The organism is Pseudomonas sp. BN102 (assembly GCF_029871245.1).
In the GTDB taxonomy this organism is placed as follows: domain Bacteria; phylum Pseudomonadota; class Gammaproteobacteria; order Pseudomonadales; family Pseudomonadaceae; genus Metapseudomonas.
This window is the reverse complement of sequence record NZ_SSON01000075.1, coordinates 325,565-339,560: the sequence shown is the minus strand read 5'-3', so window position 1 is coordinate 339,560 and position 13,996 is coordinate 325,565. Positions and strand designations below refer to the sequence as shown.

Below are 13,996 nucleotides of genomic sequence, written 5' to 3'. Positions count from 1 at the left end.
CCGACCGACCGTAGGTTGTGGCTGAGCGAAGCGAAGCCCAACACTCGCTGCACAAGGATATGCCATGACCACTGCCACCGCCCTGATCACCGGCTGCTCCAGCGGCATCGGCCGCGCCCTCGCCGATGCCTTCAAGGCCGCCGGCTACAGCGTCTGGGCCAGCGCCCGCAAGCCTGAGGACCTGGCCGAACTGCAAGCCGCCGGCTTCACCGCAGTCGCCCTGGACGTCAATGACCAGGCCGCCGTCGCCGCGCTGGCCGATCGCCTGGAAGCCGAAGCCGGCGGCCTCGACGTGCTGGTGAACAACGCCGGCTTCGGCGCCATGGGCCCGCTGCTGGACGGTGGCGCAGAGGCGCTGCGCCGGCAGTTCGAGACCAACGTTTTCGCCCTGGTGGACCTGACCCGCGCCTGCTTCCCACTGCTGCGCAAGCGCCGTGGCCTGGTGGTGAACATCGGCAGCGTGTCCGGCGTGCTGGTCACCCCCTTCGCCGGCGCCTACTGCGCCTCCAAGGCCGCCGTGCACGCCCTGAGCGATGCCCTGCGCCTGGAACTCGCGCCCTTCGGCATCGAGTTGATGGAAGTGCAACCCGGCGCCATCGCCTCCAGCTTCGGCGCGAACGCCAGCCGCGAAGCCGAGGCCGTGATCGCCGAAGGCTCGCCTTGGTGGCCCCTGCGCGAAGGCATCCGCGCCCGCGCCCGTGCTTCCCAGGACAACCCCACCTCGGCCGAAGCGTTCGCGCGCTCCTTGCTGGTCGCCGTGCAACGCAAGCCCCGCCAGGCACTGGTGCGCATCGGCAATGGCAGCCGGGCACTGCCACTGCTGGCACGCTGGGTGCCGAGAAGCCTGCTGGACAGGGTGCTGAAGAAACGCTTCGGCCTCGGCGTGGAGCTGTAGGATGGGTCGGGCGGCGTTCCGCGAGCACAGCGATAACCATCAGCCCCGCCCCACCAGCCCCTCACTTATCCACAGTTTCAACCACTGCGCCGCCTGCATCGGCTCGCCCAGCGCCTCGCAGAGCCGGGCAAAACTCCATCCCTGCTCCACCATGCCCAGCAGCGCCCTGCCCTCTTCCTCGGCCAGGCTGCGGTAGTGCCCGACCAGAGCCTGGCGCCAGACCAGGCAGAGTTCGGGCCGCTCCAGCAGTCGGCTGCCGGGGAACTCACGCCCCTCCTTAACCGCACGCCACAGCGCCAGGCTGTTATGCCGGCACGGCACCTGCTGCACGCTGGGCAACAGCGCCAGGCGCAGCTCCGGCCACTCCCCGGCCGACAATCGCGCCATCCGCTCCAGAGTCAGCGATTCGCCGTCGGCGGCGTCGAAGGCCAGGGTGAAGGCCCACTCCAGCCGCGCCAGCTCGGCCAGGGGTGCGGCCTGTTCGGGCACCAGCCAGGACTCGATGAAATCGGCCAGGTGCGCGCCAAGCCAGCGCAGGCTGAAATGAGCGGAAGGATGGGCGCACAGGTAGGCATGGGCCAGGGCCTCGAACTCATCGTCGCCCAGCCAGTGGTGAACGGTCGGATAGTCTCCGCGCAGCGCCTCCACCAGCCGCGCCCGGTAGGCGTGATGGTAGATCCGCAGGCCCTCCAGCGCCCCCAGCGCAGGGCCGCCACGGATGACGTCGAGTAACTCTGCAGCCGGGGCGCCGCTGTCGTCCAGGAGGTAGGTTTCGAAGCGCTGCTGGAACTCTTTCAGGCCCATGCGGCCTCCTTCGCCAGGGTGGCGGCAGCCAGCTCCCGCGCCTTGTCCAGCTCGGCCAGCAACTCATCCAGGGGCGGCAGATGGTCGTCGCGCTCCAGCAATGTGGCGACCGGTCCCAGGTGCTCCAGGGTGCGCTGGTAGAGCTGCCAGACCGGGTCCGACACCGGCGCGTCGTGAGTGTCGATCAGGTAGTGGCCGTAGTCGCTGTGGCCGGCCAGGTGCAGCTGGCGGATGGCCCCGGCCGGCAGTGCGCGAATGAACGCCCAAGGGTCGAAACCCTGGTTGCGCGCGTTGACATAGACGTTGTTCACATCCAGCAGCAGCTCACAGCCGCTGCGCTCCACCAGGGCGGCGAGGAACTCCCATTCGCTCATCTCGCTATCGGCGCAGCGCAGATAGCTGGACACGTTCTCTAGCACCAGCGGGCGGCCGAGGGCATCCTGCACCTGCCGCACCCGTTCGGCCACATGGGCCAGGCATTCCTCGGTGAAGGGCAGCGGCAGCAGGTCGTGCAATTGGTGGGCGTTGCCGCGGCTCCAGCAGAGGTGGTCGGAAACCCAGCGCGGGCCGATGCGTTCGGCCAGGCTCCTGAGCTGGCGCAGATAATCGCGATCCAGGGGGTGCGGACCGCCGATGGACAGGGACACGCCGTGCATCACCAGCGGGTAGCGTTCGGCGATGGCGTCCAGGTAGTAGAGCGGCTTGCCGCCGCCCACCAGGTAGTTCTCGGAGATCACCTCGAACCAGTCCACCGCAGGCAGCTGATCGAGGACCTCCTGGTGGTACTGGCTTCTCAGCCCCAGGCCGAAACCCAGGCTGGCGGATTGCTCATGCATGACAGGTCTCCCTGGACCGGGGTGGCCCGAGGGCCACCCCCAGCCCCATCAGGCGCCGACCTTGCCGCCAGAGGACTTGCACTCGGCCAGCGTGGTGCTCTTGAAGCCCTGGCCCTTGCAGGCGCCCTGCCCCTTGCAGGCGTTATTGGCGGTCTTGCAGTCGTTCTGGCCCTTGCAGGCGTTGATGCCGTAACAGTGCACCATGCCCTCTTCGGCCATGACCTGGGTGGGCAGGCTGGCGAACAGGCTGGCGGCGGTCAGTGCCAGGGCAAAGCCGGTCATGGTGGCGGAGGTTTTGATGGTCATTTTCGTGCGTCCTCGGAGGTGGTTGTGAGCCGGTCTGGCAGGCCGGACATAGAGGTAGAGAACGCTCGCCTGTTGGCGTTACAGCCGGACGCAGAATTTTTCCGTAGCCCGGGTGAAATCCGGGAAACTGCGCGGGTCACCACTCCCGGCGTGCATCCGGGCTACAGTTTCTCCACCTCAGCCACGAGAAATGACCATGTCGCTTCCCTTGCGCTACGCCGTCGGCGGCGTGGCCCTGGCCGTTGTCCTGAATCTCCTGCTGCGCAGCTTCGTGAAGGTCGGCGGGATCTTCGCCACCCTGCTGATCGCCACGGCCACAGCCGCCCTGCTCGCCCTCGCCTTCCGCGTGATCCAGCGCCGCGCGCCGCAGCCGGGCGAGCGCTGGCGCATCGTGCTCGGCTACGGTGGCCTGCTTGGGCTGCTATACCTTGGACTGCTGCTGATGATGACGCTGCAGGACACGCCCAGCCCGATGGGTGTACTGCTCTTCCTGGTCCACTACCTGTGCTACCCGGTACTGGCCGCGCTGCTGCTGTCGGAACGGATGTTCGCGAAATTCCGCTGACCGCCAACAAGGATGTCCACCATGAACTACCGCCCCCTGCGCCTGCCGGCCGATAGCGAACGGCTCGCCACTTTCGACGCCTCCTACAGCACTTCCCATATCTGGCGTGTCGAGGCCGATGGCCTGGCCCTGCGCCTGGTCGAGGAAGCGCTGCCTGAGCCCTTCCACAAGTCCTACGATGCCTCCGTCTTCCCCGAGGACGTGGCCGATTCCAACTTCGCCCTGGCGGCCGAGGCCCGCGACGGCAGCCTGGCCGGCTTCGCCTGCGTGCGCCTGGTGCCCTGGAATCGCAGTGCCGAACTGAGCGCGCTGTTCGTCACGCCGCCGCACAAGGGCCAGGGCATCGGCCGCGCCCTGCTGGAAGGCGCCATGGCCTACGCCCGCAGCCAGGAAATGCGCTGCCTCTGGCTGGAGACCCAGACCAGCAACCACCCCGCCATCGGCTTCTACCAGCGCGCCGGCTTCGCCTTCTGCGGCCTCAACACCATGCTCTACGACCCCTCCGAAGTGGCCTCCGAGGAGGTCGCCCTCTACCTGAGTCACCCCTTGCCCGCCTGATCCGGCGGTACCGCCGCTCCACCGCCGGCCACTATGCAGAAGGCTACGGAGGCGTTACCGATGGACTATCCGGACCTGCTGCAATGGCCGGCGATGCTGGCGACGGTACTGGCGGCCTGGCTGATCGGCTCGCATCATGAAGCGCGGCGCAACCTCGGCTTCTGGGTCTTCCTGGCCAGCAACGCTCTGTGGATCGCCTGGGGTTTGCACGCCCATGCCTATGCGCTGATCCTGCTGCAGGTCTGCCTGGCGGCGATGAATATCCATGGGGCGAGGAAGACCGAGGACAGCGCCTAGACGCTTCCCTGCCGCTCCACCACCAGGATGCGCGCCGCCCCGCGCGGATGGGCAACGTGCTCGCAGCCGACCTCGGCGTAGAAGAGGTCGCCGGCGCCGAGGAGCGCCCGCAACTCCTCACCCTGTTCGCGGTAACGCATCTCCACTTCGCCATCCAGCACCACGAAGACTTCGCGGCCGTCGTTGACGTGCCAGACATAGGGCTGGTCGGTCCAGTGCAGGCGTACCGTGGTGCCGTCGAGGTTGGCGATGTCCAGCGCGCCCCAAGCCCGGTCTGCGGTGAAGTCGCGGCTGCGCACCACGCGGCCGGCGCTCATGCGCGGCCCGCCGCTGCAGCGACCGGAACGGCAGACTTGGGTTTGCGGAACACCAGGACGTTGCCGGCCATCACCAGGGCCAGGCCGAACAAGGCCGGCAGTGTCCACTGGTAGCCCTCGACAAAGGCCGAGATGTTCAGCGCGACCACCGGGAAGAGCACGGTGCAGTAGGCGGCGCGTTCGGGGCCCATGCGTCCTACCAGGGTCAGGTAGGCGGTGAAGCCGATCACCGAGCCGGGGATGGCCAGGTACAGCAGGGAACCGATGTAGCGGGTATTCCACTCCATGCCGAAAGGCGTGCCGCTGGCCAGGCACCAGGCCGATAGCAACAGGGCGCCATAGAGCATGCCCCAGGCGTTGGTGGTGAGTGGTTTCAGGCCGGCCTTCTGCTGCAGGCTGGAGAGCATGTTGCCGGCCGAGAAGCAGAGGGTGCCCACCAGGGCCAGGCCCAGGCCGACCAGGGTCTCGCGGCTGGCGGCATGGCCCGCGAGCTCTGGCCAGAACAGCAGCGCCAGGCCCAGCAGGCCGAGGCCGCCACCGGCGAGGACGTTGGGCGCGATGCGCTGGCCGAAAAAAATCCGCGCATTCAGGGCGTTCCACAGGGTCGCGGTGGAGAAGACCACGGCGATCAGGCCGCTGGGGATCCACTGGCTGGCGGTGTAGAAGCACATGAAGTTGACGCAGAACAGGCACAGGCCCTGGGCCAGGCAGAGCATCTGGGCGCGGCCGTCGAGCTTCTGCAGGCGGCGGCTGAGCAGCAGCACGGCGAAGAGCACGGCAGCGGCCAGGGCGAACCGATAGGCGATGGAAGCGGGAATCGCAACGCTGCCCATCTGCAGTTTGATGGCGATCCAGGTGGTGCCCCAGATCAGGACGGTGAGCAGATAGAGGGACAGGTTCATTGCGGCGACTCCGATTTCGATGACGCCAGTCTCCGCCCGCCCCTGCCCGAGCGCTTGCACAAACTTGCGCTTATCTCGTCGGACAGCTGCCCGCCTGCGCCGGCGCGCGCTAGCATGGACCCCATTCACACCCCGACCCGGCAACGCCCATGTCGTTACTCGAACAGAACCTGGTCTTCCAGTCCCTCAGCAGCTCGCCCAACGCTCGCCTGGAGCACAGTGCCGAGCTGGGCGACGGCCTGGGCGCGGCGCTCTGGAGCAACCACCACGATGCGCGGGACTACCAGGGACCGAAAATCCATACCCTGTCCTGCTACCTGGCGGGCGGCACCGGCACCTTCCGCCGCGAGCGCCCGGATACCAAGGGCGCGCCGGACAAACTCTGCGTCCTGCCGGCCGAGCATGAGTCGTCCTGGGTGATCAACGGTGAGATTCGCCTGGCCCACCTCTACTTCAGCGCCGAGCACTTCGCCCAGGCCGCGGTGACCCTGCTGGACCGCGAGCCCCGCGAGTTGCAGTTGCATGAGCGGACCTTCCTCGATGATCCGCAGCAGGCGCAGAACTTCCACCAGCTGATCCGCCTGGACTGGAACGAACCCGGCGAGCGCCTGCAGGCCACCAGCCTGGCCTTCGACATGATCCACCACAGCCTGCTGACCCAGGTTGGGCTGCGTGAGGGACTACGCCTGAAGGGTGGTTTGGCACCGGCCTTGCGCAGGCGCCTGGTGGATTACATCGAGAACCGCCTGGCAGAGCCCATCAGCCTGGGTGAGCTGGCCACCTTCGCGGCGCTATCGGAGTACCACTTCGCGCGGATGTTCCGCGAGAGCTTCGGCATGCCGCCACATCAGTACCTGCTGGCGCGCCGCCTGGCGCGGGCTCGCAAGCTGCTGGGCGACACCGAACTGCCGCTGGGGGAGATCGCCCTGGCCTGCGGCTTCGCCAGCGCCAGCCACTTCAGCAACCGCTTCCGCGCTGCCGTGGGTGGCACGCCAGGCACCTACAGGGCGGCGTTTCGCTGATCAGAAGGTTCTGTGTTGCCAGGTATCGATCGACGAGCCTAGAACTCCCGTAGGAGCCAGCTTGCTGGCTCCTACAAGAATTCCGGCCTGTTGCAACACTTGACTGGAGCAGAGCCAATCAGAACACCAGGTCGGACAGGCGCCAGACTTCGAAAGCGGGCGTTTCGTACGGATGGGCCTTTTTCAGGGCCTTGACCGCTTCGTGGATAAGCTCGTCGGCCACCACCATCTCCACCTTCCACTCGGCTACCTGCTCGACCGTCCCGGCTTGGCCGAGGAAGGGCTTGCTGCCCTCCAGCGGGCGGAACTGGCCCTGGCCCAGGGCCTGCCAGCAGCAGCTGTCATAGGCGCCGATACGCCCGCCGCCCGCGCCGAAAACGGCCTTCTTCACAGGTTCCAGGTGGCTTTCCGGAACGTAAAAGCACAGCTTGTACATATTTGACCCTCAACCCCAGTAAACATGCGGATTACAGGGGTGCAACACTGGTTTTGGGTAGAAATTTTGGGTAGATTTGCTGGGTAGAAACCGCCAAGTGATAGCACTATGCCTCCAGCCAGCAGCAAGCCTAACGCTACTCAGAACCATCTTCTGCTACGTGGTTCCGTTTATCACTGCCGCATCGACATTCCTGCGGACCTGCGCCCAGCTTTCGCCCACCAACGCATCCTGAGCAAGAGCCTGAAGACTGGTGACAAGCGCCTCGCCCGTGAGCTGGCCAGCGTGCAGGTTGGACAGTGGAAGGTTGAGTTTCGTGCCATCCGTGAAGCCAAGGCCCGTGCTGGGGATCGCTGGCGGGAAGAGCTTGCCGAAGCAGCCAAGGCACACCACGAGAACGCTGACAGAACGCTCCTATCAGCGATCAAGGGGACGTTTGTGCCATCCAATCGCCCAACCCCGACGCTCGATGAATTTAGCGATGCCGTGGACAGGCTGACCGAAGAGAAGAAGTCGCTCTTCGCCTATGTTGGGCAGCTTGAGCAGGAGCTTGGCATACCTGGGCTTAAGGATGAGGTCGGCGCCATCTGGTCTGACGACAGCCTCTCGCCAGCGGAAAAGCTCCGGCGGTACTCCGAGGTGCAACAGCAGGTATTGGCCCACAAGGCGAAGGCTGACTATCACCTGAACGGCTCCGAGATGACCGAAGCCCTGACTCTCGCCAGAACGCCCAGCACCTACAAGCCGAGGTCGCCCATCAGCAGCACCAGCATCGACCGCTTCTCAGAGTTCTACCTGACGCAGAACGATAACGTCCGCACTCGTGATGTGTACGTGTCCAAGGTGCAGAAGCTGTCCCAGTGGCTGACCACGAACGGTCGGGAGCTGAACTTCGATGCCGTAGCCGATTTTCTGGACTCAGTTTCAAGGAAGCGGCAGACCCGGACAGGCTACATCGCAGCGTGGCAGCGCTATCACGAGTGGGCGAGCCGGTATGACACCTATTACCGGGGCATTTACGCCGACGCCAAGAACCCCTTTGATCGCCACACCCATCCCATTGCTGGCGATGGCAAGGGGCAGAGCTGGGATTTCTACAAGCGCGAGCAAGCCGAACGTCTGCATGCCGCCGCCCTGGCCAAGGGTGATACCGACCTAGCCGACCTGATCGCCTTCGCCTGCTACACGGGATGCCGAATCGAAGAGCTGGGCCGTATCCGCAGAGAGACTACCGAGTTTGATGCCAGTGAAACGCCCATCTCCTTCAAGGTGGACGATGCCAAGACGAAGGCCGGTATCCGTGAAGTTCCGATTCACTCTGCCCTGCTGCCGCTGTACGTCAAGCGCCTATCCACCCCACAGGGCAATAACGAATTCCTGTTCCCCGGTAACGACAGTACCAAGCACGGACTCCGCCTGGGTGCTCTGTCACAGCGGTTCACCAAGTTGAAACGGGCAGAAGGATTCGGAAACCTCCACGTCTTCCACAGTTTCCGGAGATGCACAGTCACCCAGTTGCACCAGAACGGAGCCGACCAGAGTGTCATGCCGTACATAATCGGTCATGAAGTTGGCTTGTTAACCTTCGACCTGTATTCGGACGGGCCTGAGTTTGAGAAGAAGAAGGAGGCTATCGAGAAACTGAAGTTCAACTTCAAACTCGACTAGTGATTACAACCAAGAACTCTCAGCAAGCCCCTTAGAATCACGTATAACGCACCATCCCAATATACCCGATACATAGGTATAGGGTGGCCACGGAATCGATTACAGGGGCCTTGCAGGGCGATATGGCTGATATGGAAAAGTTACTGAGGCGGAGTTTCTGATTATCTCACTACTTCCGGACGAGTTCAAAATATTTTCTCGGAAAGTTGCCATGACCTCTTGACAGGTAGAGAAGCCATGATAACTTTGTAGCTCCCTAGCCCGCAACGGGCAACACAACTTCTCTCCGACACCGCACCCGCCTGATCAAGCCGAATGGCCACGCTGATCACGTGGGTTTCGTGCTGCCTGGAGAAAGGCGAGTTGAACAGCCGGGGTAGTACAGAAATATGACACGCTAATCTGAGCAATCCCTAGTGCCACTAAGACTACAGCGCATCCACACCTGACCGATTTCGGTCAAAACCTATCAGCTTGCCCAATAGGAGACTTCACATGATCAACCTTCGACTTCCCCCTGAAGTCTATGCAGCCATCAAAAAGCTGGCCAACTCTCAGGGGATCAGTCCAGCAGCGTACATAGCTCGCTTGGCGACAACTCACGCTGCACAAAGCACGTAAACATTTCACATCTCATATAGGGAGATAACATGACAACACGGAACACATCCGGACAGCGTGAGTACATCTGCGCTCACTGTGGCACAGATTATCTAGGCAAGAAGCACATAGACGACAAGTCTCAGCGCTTCTGTACTCCGGACTGCAAACAGAAGAAGCACCGGGCAGTCAAAGCCGCTGAGAAGGCGAAGAAGAAAGTTGATGACCGCTTCGACCGCTTCCCCAAGAGCGCCAGGGGCATATACGTCATTGGCAAGTGCCGAGACGCTGGAACAGTCCAGATCATGCAGGGCCACACCACAGCATCCCTGCTCCGACTTCATGACCTGCACGACCGCTTCTATAAGTGCCACGGCTGGAACCCTGACGAAAAGAAGTCCGTCTTCAACATCTGCCACGTCCAGAGCCACAAGGGCAGAGACGGTTCCCGTGGCCTCCTGCACCCGGACAACCTGTTCATCGGTTGCAGCAGCCTGAACCGCCAGCAGCACAATAAGCCGGTCCCTGCCGATGCTGGCCTGAGCATCCCCGCCAGCAAGCTCCAGCGGAAGTGGGCGGTATCGTCGAATGACTCTGACGCAGCCATCGCCAAGAAGATTCGTGCCTTCCTCGGGGCCAAGTTCGATAACTACCTGGATCAGGCGAAGTCGATTGATCTGAACAAACGCCATGCCCTGGCCCAGCGAATCTACAATCGCCAGCAGAAGGGCACGGAAGTTAACAAGCTGGATCGCCGCTACACCCTGGGCGAGTTGGAAGCCCTTGAATATGAAGTGCTGGAGGCCATGGACGCATACCAGAGCGGCAAGGATGTAGCGAACAAGTTCAAGCCAGAGGTCTACACCCGTGCCCTGCTGTGCATCTATGCGGAAGAGTTGGAGCGGTTCGCCAGTGGCACAGGCCGCCATGCTGACAACTGCCGATTCATGCTGCCTCTGGTGCGATTTCTCGGCATGTACATTGCCCAGATCGAAGACATGCTGGACCGCAGACACGGCAGCTTCCTCCGATTGCCTAACGCTGAGTGGAAGCCCATCCAGCGTAACTCAGGACTGTACTGGGGTACGGCACCTCATTCCGTCATGGCCTATGACTTCGCGTACATGAAGGAAACCATTCTCCAAGGTGCATTCGATGCGTTGCAGGGGCTGAAGATCAATAAGGCCCGCTATGAGGACCACATCCACAAGCGGCTGAACCTGAACACTCTAGTGCCCACGGTGGATGTTCCAGATCACCAGAGCTGGGAAGCCAACAGCAAGGACTGGGGCACGTACGTCGACCACCTGTACGCCTCATTCACCCCGGTATGGCAGGCCCTGCTTGATCTTGGCCTATGCACTGCTGATCAGATCGAAGACGCTCGCCTTGGCGTTCTCTGGAGTTTGCAGGCAGCCATCGAGGAAGGTCGCCACCAACACCGAAACGATCACCGCTGGCGACGAAACAACTGCAAGTGGTGGGGGTTCAAGGACTACCCGCAGTGGCTGGAGTTCCCTGCCGTACTTGCTGAGAAGTTGCTGCATCCGTCCATGTTGCTGCCATGCGATGACGTGGACGATTTCGCTCCTGCACCGAAGCTGGTATTCGCTCCCGTAAGCGACGACTACTTGCCCCCGTGGGCTGAGGCTGCCTGATCTTGGGGAGGCGCTGTGACCTCCCTGTGCTATTCCGGTCTGCTCAGCCATTGGGCCGCACTCGGGGACTGAAATGTTGGTTTCGCACTTCACATCCGCGATTTACTGGCTATCTTCACATGCCTTGTCTGCAGGCCTTGCGAAGGCCAATCATCAAGCACATTGGAGGAACCGATTGGAAAACCTTTGGTGCATTCTCACGACCCGAATGGGTGAGGACATCCCCTCGCCTACTGACGAACAGCTTCAGGCGACACTCAAGGACGTCTTCTCATCATCCGATGGCGAGCATCCCAATGCGTGGCTATGTCTTGGGCAAGATGCGGGGCCAATGTTCATTCTTGACATCTACAGCAGTGGGCTCGTGGTGTTCGGGCAATGGGCAGACCCGGACTACGAGGAAGAGTTGGCCCCGGAGAGCCGGCTTAATGGCGTGTCGTTCGAAGTCGCCTCGATGCTCTGGCAGGCTCTCCGGAGCGGTGACCTAGCTACGATACAAAAGCAGCCGTGGCTTTAAGTGGTGTGCCGCAGGTGAGTGCGGCAGACCTAAACGCTTATGTAGTGAACCGAGAACGCTAGCGCTGGTATGGAGATCAACACAAAGAGCACAAACTCACCCATAAGCCAGCCCTACCTGGAAATGGCTCAAGTCTGGACCATGATCTAGAACTGAACCATCTGATGAGGAAACAACTAATCCATAACTATCAGATTCGTGACCGGAATCCATTGTTTGGTCACGCCCTCTTTCCTTTTGTAGCACGTCACACCTGCCTATTCCCGTGGCTTCCATCACTGGTGGGGTTACGCCAACTCCTCTCCATTGCAGCTACTCCTGGCATTCCGCCACTCCAGACGCTGCATCACACCAACCAGCACCGAAAATCATCATTTTCCTGACTTGTAGGTTAGAAGCGGGAATTCCCACCCATCGAGCAGCCGCAGTACTTCACTACCTCAGTTCGGGGTAGTGCAGCCGACCATCCCCGCCCTACTTAACACAATGGTATTTTGTAAATTAGCCATGCCCCGTACTTGTTGACTTCAGCCTGAAAGCTGGTAGTCTCTACCCCATAGAGTTTTTCTGTTAATTAGGAATGCCAGTAAATACGGGGGTGTCAGATGGAAGTAGTTGAGGCAGTCAAAACCCAAGCTCAGGTTCAGGAAGTGGCACGGAAGCTGGTGCTGAACGCCAAGGGCAACACCTTGTACGCCGACCTCTGGACATTCGGCCTGCAAGTGGCTCTCCGCATCAGTGACCTGCTGACCATCACCTACGATGAGGCGCTGACTGGCCGTATCCAGATCAAAGAGAGCAAGACGGGGAAGATGCGCTCCATCAAGCTCAATGCTGAGGCCCTGGAAGTCGTCCAGCAGCGCCGGAAGGCCCACCCTGACCACACCTACCTGTTCGAAGTGGACAGCAACAGAGCGAAGGGGAAGCCTGTTAGCCGCGTAGCTGTAGCCACTGCATTCAAGGCTGTAGGCGATGAGCTTGGTATCCAGCTCGGCACCCACAGCATGCGTAAGACTCGTGGCTGGCTGATGCACTCCGCTGGCGTGTCAATCGAGATGATTTGCAAGGTGCTGAACCACTCCAGCCCAGCGATAACGATGGCGTACATCGGTCTAACTCAGGCTGAGATTGACAGCACATACGACGAGTTCGTGATTCGTGTTCGTGCATAGAAGCCCAGAAGCGGGCCACTAACCCCCTGCCACAGCCCCTGTGCTGCTCTAGGTAGCGTGATCGATCAGAAGTCAGTACATCCCCAGCACCAACACATAGGCCACACTTCTGTGGCCTTTTTCATGCCTGTCGATATTCAAAACGGACCTTTGCAGGCCCCTGGGGCAGCCGGAGACTAGATCAAGACCTGAGCCACACTGAGTCGGTTTTTCCATGACTCAAATCTGAGTCATCCCCCGCCGATACTCCTACTGCGTGATTTCCCGCAGTTAGCCGAGTGCCCCAACTCCCGTTTTAGAAAATTTTCGGAGTTCTCCCGCTAGAAGTTGCTCCCCAAGGTTGGGGGCCTGCTCTGCACCCCCCCTCTGATACTCTAGTTGCCAACTACGGAAGTTCTCCGTAATTGCCCCTATCTTCCTTGTGGAAAATTTCCTTTACACCGAAAGGCTTGTTCGCTCGCCGCAGCAGGAGTATTAACAACCATGCAACTCCACAACTTCATGGTGAACTTCTATGGCCGCATCTGTAACTCTCGAAACTCTCCGTAATCGCGCTGATGAACTTTCTGATATCTGTCAGGAGGAGCGAGTCAAACTCAACAAGATACTTGAGGAGGTCCGATGGCCCCATGCATCTGTTTACCAGCCTTGGCTGGATGCCAAGAAGGATGCTGAGGAAGCACAGGCAGAGTTTGAGCAGAAGTGTCGCGATACGTTCTCTGCTTTGGAGAGCCGTAAACTCGGTTGAGAGTCCCTACATTGCTAGCCCCAGGTGAATACCAGCGCTGTTGGACACCCCCCTTCCACCCGAAGCCCGCCGTAGTGCGGGCTTTTTCATGCCTCGCATTCGGGGTATCAGGTGTCTCGATTGGGTAGAAAAACTGGGTAGAATCGCAAACCCCGACAGGCTTCAAACCATTGATTTACAAGGCTTTATGTATCTAAGCGTAGAAACACAGCTTGTACATCAGGTTCTCCGCATGAGTCGGATGGCTGGATCATGCCCGGTAACGATGCCACCAATAGTGGCACTTTGATTTCACTCATTGCCGAGGCGTCGTTCACATACCGCGAGTTGGACCCATGCCGAGAAAAAGCGTTCTGCGCTCACCTAGTGCACGTGGCGATAAGTGCGACGCCCTACTCACCTTTCCAGAAACGCCGCCAGCGCTGGCCCAGGCCAGGGGTAGGCGGGCTGTGGCTGCCATCGCACCAGGGCAGCCGACCGGACTGGCCACAGCGGCAGAGCAACAGGCGCTGCTCGCGTCGGGCGGTCAGGTGCACGCCTTCGGCGCAGCCGGCGGGGCAATCGGGCAATTGCGCGGAACGGCCGCAGCGGCAGAGCAGGCAGCGGTCGCCGGGCTGGAGCAGGCGGACTTCGGGAAGCAATGGGTCCGGCATGGGCAGGGCTCGGAAACGAAAAGGCGGGAGAAGGTTGCCCTC

General features: G+C 61.5%; 17 protein-coding genes. 10 read left to right on the top strand and 7 right to left on the bottom strand.

Annotation, left to right across the window (positions count from 1 at the left end; genetic code table 11):
- The first annotated feature begins 64 nt into the window (after window positions 1-64).
- The gene (locus tag E8F12_RS22840; protein ID WP_280327441.1) at window positions 65-895 is read left to right on the top strand and encodes an SDR family oxidoreductase; all 831 of its coding nucleotides are present in this window, start codon (window positions 65-67) and stop codon (window positions 893-895) included.
- A gap of 39 nt (window positions 896-934) precedes the next feature.
- Here E8F12_RS22840 and E8F12_RS22835 read toward each other — a convergent pair whose 3' ends face one another.
- Genes E8F12_RS22835 through E8F12_RS22825 form a run of 3 tightly spaced genes read right to left on the bottom strand, consistent with a single transcriptional unit; the run spans window position 935 to window position 2,841 of the window.
- Window positions 935-1,699: a DNA-binding domain-containing protein gene (locus E8F12_RS22835; protein WP_280327440.1), complete on the bottom strand. Its 765-nt coding sequence runs from the start codon at window positions 1,697-1,699 to the stop codon at window positions 935-937.
- On the bottom strand, window positions 1,690-2,535 hold the full coding sequence (locus tag E8F12_RS22830; protein WP_280327439.1) for a DUF692 domain-containing protein: 846 nt from the start codon (window positions 2,533-2,535) through the stop codon (window positions 1,690-1,692). Before E8F12_RS22830 ends, E8F12_RS22835 begins: the two co-directional genes overlap by 10 nt.
- A gap of 48 nt (window positions 2,536-2,583) precedes the next feature.
- Window positions 2,584-2,841, bottom strand: coding sequence for a hypothetical protein (locus E8F12_RS22825; RefSeq protein WP_280291105.1), 258 nt, complete (start codon window positions 2,839-2,841; stop codon window positions 2,584-2,586).
- A 190-nt stretch (window positions 2,842-3,031) separates the two neighbouring features.
- On the opposite strand from E8F12_RS22825, the gene E8F12_RS22820 reads away from it, so the two are divergent.
- The 3 genes from E8F12_RS22820 to E8F12_RS22810 are packed head-to-tail and all read left to right on the top strand — an operon-like array spanning window position 3,032 to window position 4,261.
- Window positions 3,032-3,406, top strand: a complete 375-nt coding sequence (locus tag E8F12_RS22820; RefSeq protein WP_280327438.1) for a hypothetical protein — start codon at window positions 3,032-3,034, stop codon at window positions 3,404-3,406.
- A gap of 21 nt (window positions 3,407-3,427) precedes the next feature.
- Entirely contained in the window at window positions 3,428-3,964 is a 537-nt protein-coding gene (locus tag E8F12_RS22815; protein WP_280327437.1) for a GNAT family N-acetyltransferase, read from the top strand.
- Between the two features lie 60 nt (window positions 3,965-4,024).
- A complete protein-coding gene (locus E8F12_RS22810) occupies window positions 4,025-4,261 on the top strand; it encodes a hypothetical protein (protein ID WP_280327436.1) in 237 nt (78 codons plus the stop codon).
- Here E8F12_RS22810 and E8F12_RS22805 read toward each other — a convergent pair.
- Both E8F12_RS22805 and E8F12_RS22800 read right to left on the bottom strand, forming a co-directional pair.
- Entirely contained in the window at window positions 4,258-4,578 is a 321-nt protein-coding gene (locus E8F12_RS22805) for a cupin domain-containing protein (protein ID WP_280327435.1), read from the bottom strand. The genes E8F12_RS22810 and E8F12_RS22805 overlap by 4 nt on opposite strands.
- Window positions 4,575-5,480 (bottom strand): DMT family transporter, encoded by a 906-nt coding sequence (locus E8F12_RS22800; RefSeq protein WP_280327434.1) that lies wholly within the window; start codon window positions 5,478-5,480, stop codon window positions 4,575-4,577. The genes E8F12_RS22805 and E8F12_RS22800 overlap by 4 nt, the downstream gene beginning before the upstream one ends.
- Window positions 5,481-5,629: 149 nt before the next feature.
- Between E8F12_RS22800 and E8F12_RS22795 the strand changes: the two genes are divergently transcribed.
- Entirely contained in the window at window positions 5,630-6,502 is an 873-nt protein-coding gene (locus tag E8F12_RS22795) for an AraC family transcriptional regulator (protein WP_280327433.1), read from the top strand.
- Window positions 6,503-6,620: 118 nt separating this feature from the next.
- On the opposite strand, the gene E8F12_RS22790 is transcribed toward E8F12_RS22795, so the two are convergent.
- A complete protein-coding gene (locus E8F12_RS22790; protein WP_280327432.1) occupies window positions 6,621-6,938 on the bottom strand; it encodes a YqfO family protein in 318 nt (105 codons plus the stop codon).
- A 108-nt stretch (window positions 6,939-7,046) separates the two neighbouring features.
- On the opposite strand from E8F12_RS22790, the gene E8F12_RS22785 reads away from it, so the two are divergent.
- The 5 genes from E8F12_RS22785 to E8F12_RS22765 all read left to right on the top strand — a co-directional run bounded on the left by E8F12_RS22785 (window position 7,047) and on the right by E8F12_RS22765 (window position 13,301).
- Window positions 7,047-8,606, top strand: coding sequence for a DUF6538 domain-containing protein (locus tag E8F12_RS22785; RefSeq protein ID WP_280327430.1), 1,560 nt, complete (start codon window positions 7,047-7,049; stop codon window positions 8,604-8,606).
- Between the two features lie 650 nt (window positions 8,607-9,256).
- On the top strand, window positions 9,257-10,864 hold the full coding sequence (locus tag E8F12_RS22780; RefSeq protein ID WP_280327429.1) for a hypothetical protein: 1,608 nt from the start codon (window positions 9,257-9,259) through the stop codon (window positions 10,862-10,864).
- Window positions 10,865-11,072: 208 nt separating this feature from the next.
- A complete protein-coding gene (locus E8F12_RS22775; RefSeq protein ID WP_280327428.1) occupies window positions 11,073-11,381 on the top strand; it encodes a hypothetical protein in 309 nt (102 codons plus the stop codon).
- A 605-nt stretch (window positions 11,382-11,986) separates the two neighbouring features.
- Complete coding sequence (locus E8F12_RS22770) at window positions 11,987-12,553, top strand: tyrosine-type recombinase/integrase (RefSeq protein ID WP_280327427.1); 567 nt, start codon at window positions 11,987-11,989, stop codon at window positions 12,551-12,553.
- A gap of 514 nt (window positions 12,554-13,067) precedes the next feature.
- Window positions 13,068-13,301: a hypothetical protein gene (locus E8F12_RS22765; RefSeq protein WP_280327426.1), complete on the top strand. Its 234-nt coding sequence runs from the start codon at window positions 13,068-13,070 to the stop codon at window positions 13,299-13,301.
- Between the two features lie 392 nt (window positions 13,302-13,693).
- Here E8F12_RS22765 and E8F12_RS22760 read toward each other — a convergent pair whose 3' ends face one another.
- Complete coding sequence (locus E8F12_RS22760) at window positions 13,694-13,954, bottom strand: CDGSH iron-sulfur domain-containing protein (RefSeq protein WP_280327425.1); 261 nt, start codon at window positions 13,952-13,954, stop codon at window positions 13,694-13,696.
- Window positions 13,955-13,996 lie beyond the last annotated feature (42 nt).

Excerpts from the sequence above, each read along its gene's own strand:
- E8F12_RS22840 (WP_280327441.1), top strand. The coding sequence starts at position 65 with ATGACCACTGCCACCGCCCTGATCACCGGCTGCTCCAGCGGCATCGGC.
- E8F12_RS22835 (WP_280327440.1), bottom strand. The coding sequence starts at position 1,699 with ATGGGCCTGAAAGAGTTCCAGCAGCGCTTCGAAACCTACCTCCTGGAC.
- E8F12_RS22830 (WP_280327439.1), bottom strand. The coding sequence starts at position 2,535 with ATGCATGAGCAATCCGCCAGCCTGGGTTTCGGCCTGGGGCTGAGAAGC.
- E8F12_RS22825 (WP_280291105.1), bottom strand. The coding sequence starts at position 2,841 with ATGACCATCAAAACCTCCGCCACCATGACCGGCTTTGCCCTGGCACTG.
- E8F12_RS22820 (WP_280327438.1), top strand. The coding sequence starts at position 3,032 with ATGACCATGTCGCTTCCCTTGCGCTACGCCGTCGGCGGCGTGGCCCTG.
- E8F12_RS22815 (WP_280327437.1), top strand. The coding sequence starts at position 3,428 with ATGAACTACCGCCCCCTGCGCCTGCCGGCCGATAGCGAACGGCTCGCC.
- E8F12_RS22810 (WP_280327436.1), top strand. The coding sequence starts at position 4,025 with ATGGACTATCCGGACCTGCTGCAATGGCCGGCGATGCTGGCGACGGTA.
- E8F12_RS22805 (WP_280327435.1), bottom strand. The coding sequence starts at position 4,578 with ATGAGCGCCGGCCGCGTGGTGCGCAGCCGCGACTTCACCGCAGACCGG.
- E8F12_RS22800 (WP_280327434.1), bottom strand. The coding sequence starts at position 5,480 with ATGAACCTGTCCCTCTATCTGCTCACCGTCCTGATCTGGGGCACCACC.
- E8F12_RS22795 (WP_280327433.1), top strand. The coding sequence starts at position 5,630 with ATGTCGTTACTCGAACAGAACCTGGTCTTCCAGTCCCTCAGCAGCTCG.
- E8F12_RS22790 (WP_280327432.1), bottom strand. The coding sequence starts at position 6,938 with ATGTACAAGCTGTGCTTTTACGTTCCGGAAAGCCACCTGGAACCTGTG.
- E8F12_RS22785 (WP_280327430.1), top strand. The coding sequence starts at position 7,047 with ATGCCTCCAGCCAGCAGCAAGCCTAACGCTACTCAGAACCATCTTCTG.
- E8F12_RS22780 (WP_280327429.1), top strand. The coding sequence starts at position 9,257 with ATGACAACACGGAACACATCCGGACAGCGTGAGTACATCTGCGCTCAC.
- E8F12_RS22775 (WP_280327428.1), top strand. The coding sequence starts at position 11,073 with ATGGGTGAGGACATCCCCTCGCCTACTGACGAACAGCTTCAGGCGACA.
- E8F12_RS22770 (WP_280327427.1), top strand. The coding sequence starts at position 11,987 with ATGGAAGTAGTTGAGGCAGTCAAAACCCAAGCTCAGGTTCAGGAAGTG.
- E8F12_RS22765 (WP_280327426.1), top strand. The coding sequence starts at position 13,068 with ATGGCCGCATCTGTAACTCTCGAAACTCTCCGTAATCGCGCTGATGAA.
- E8F12_RS22760 (WP_280327425.1), bottom strand. The coding sequence starts at position 13,954 with ATGCCGGACCCATTGCTTCCCGAAGTCCGCCTGCTCCAGCCCGGCGAC.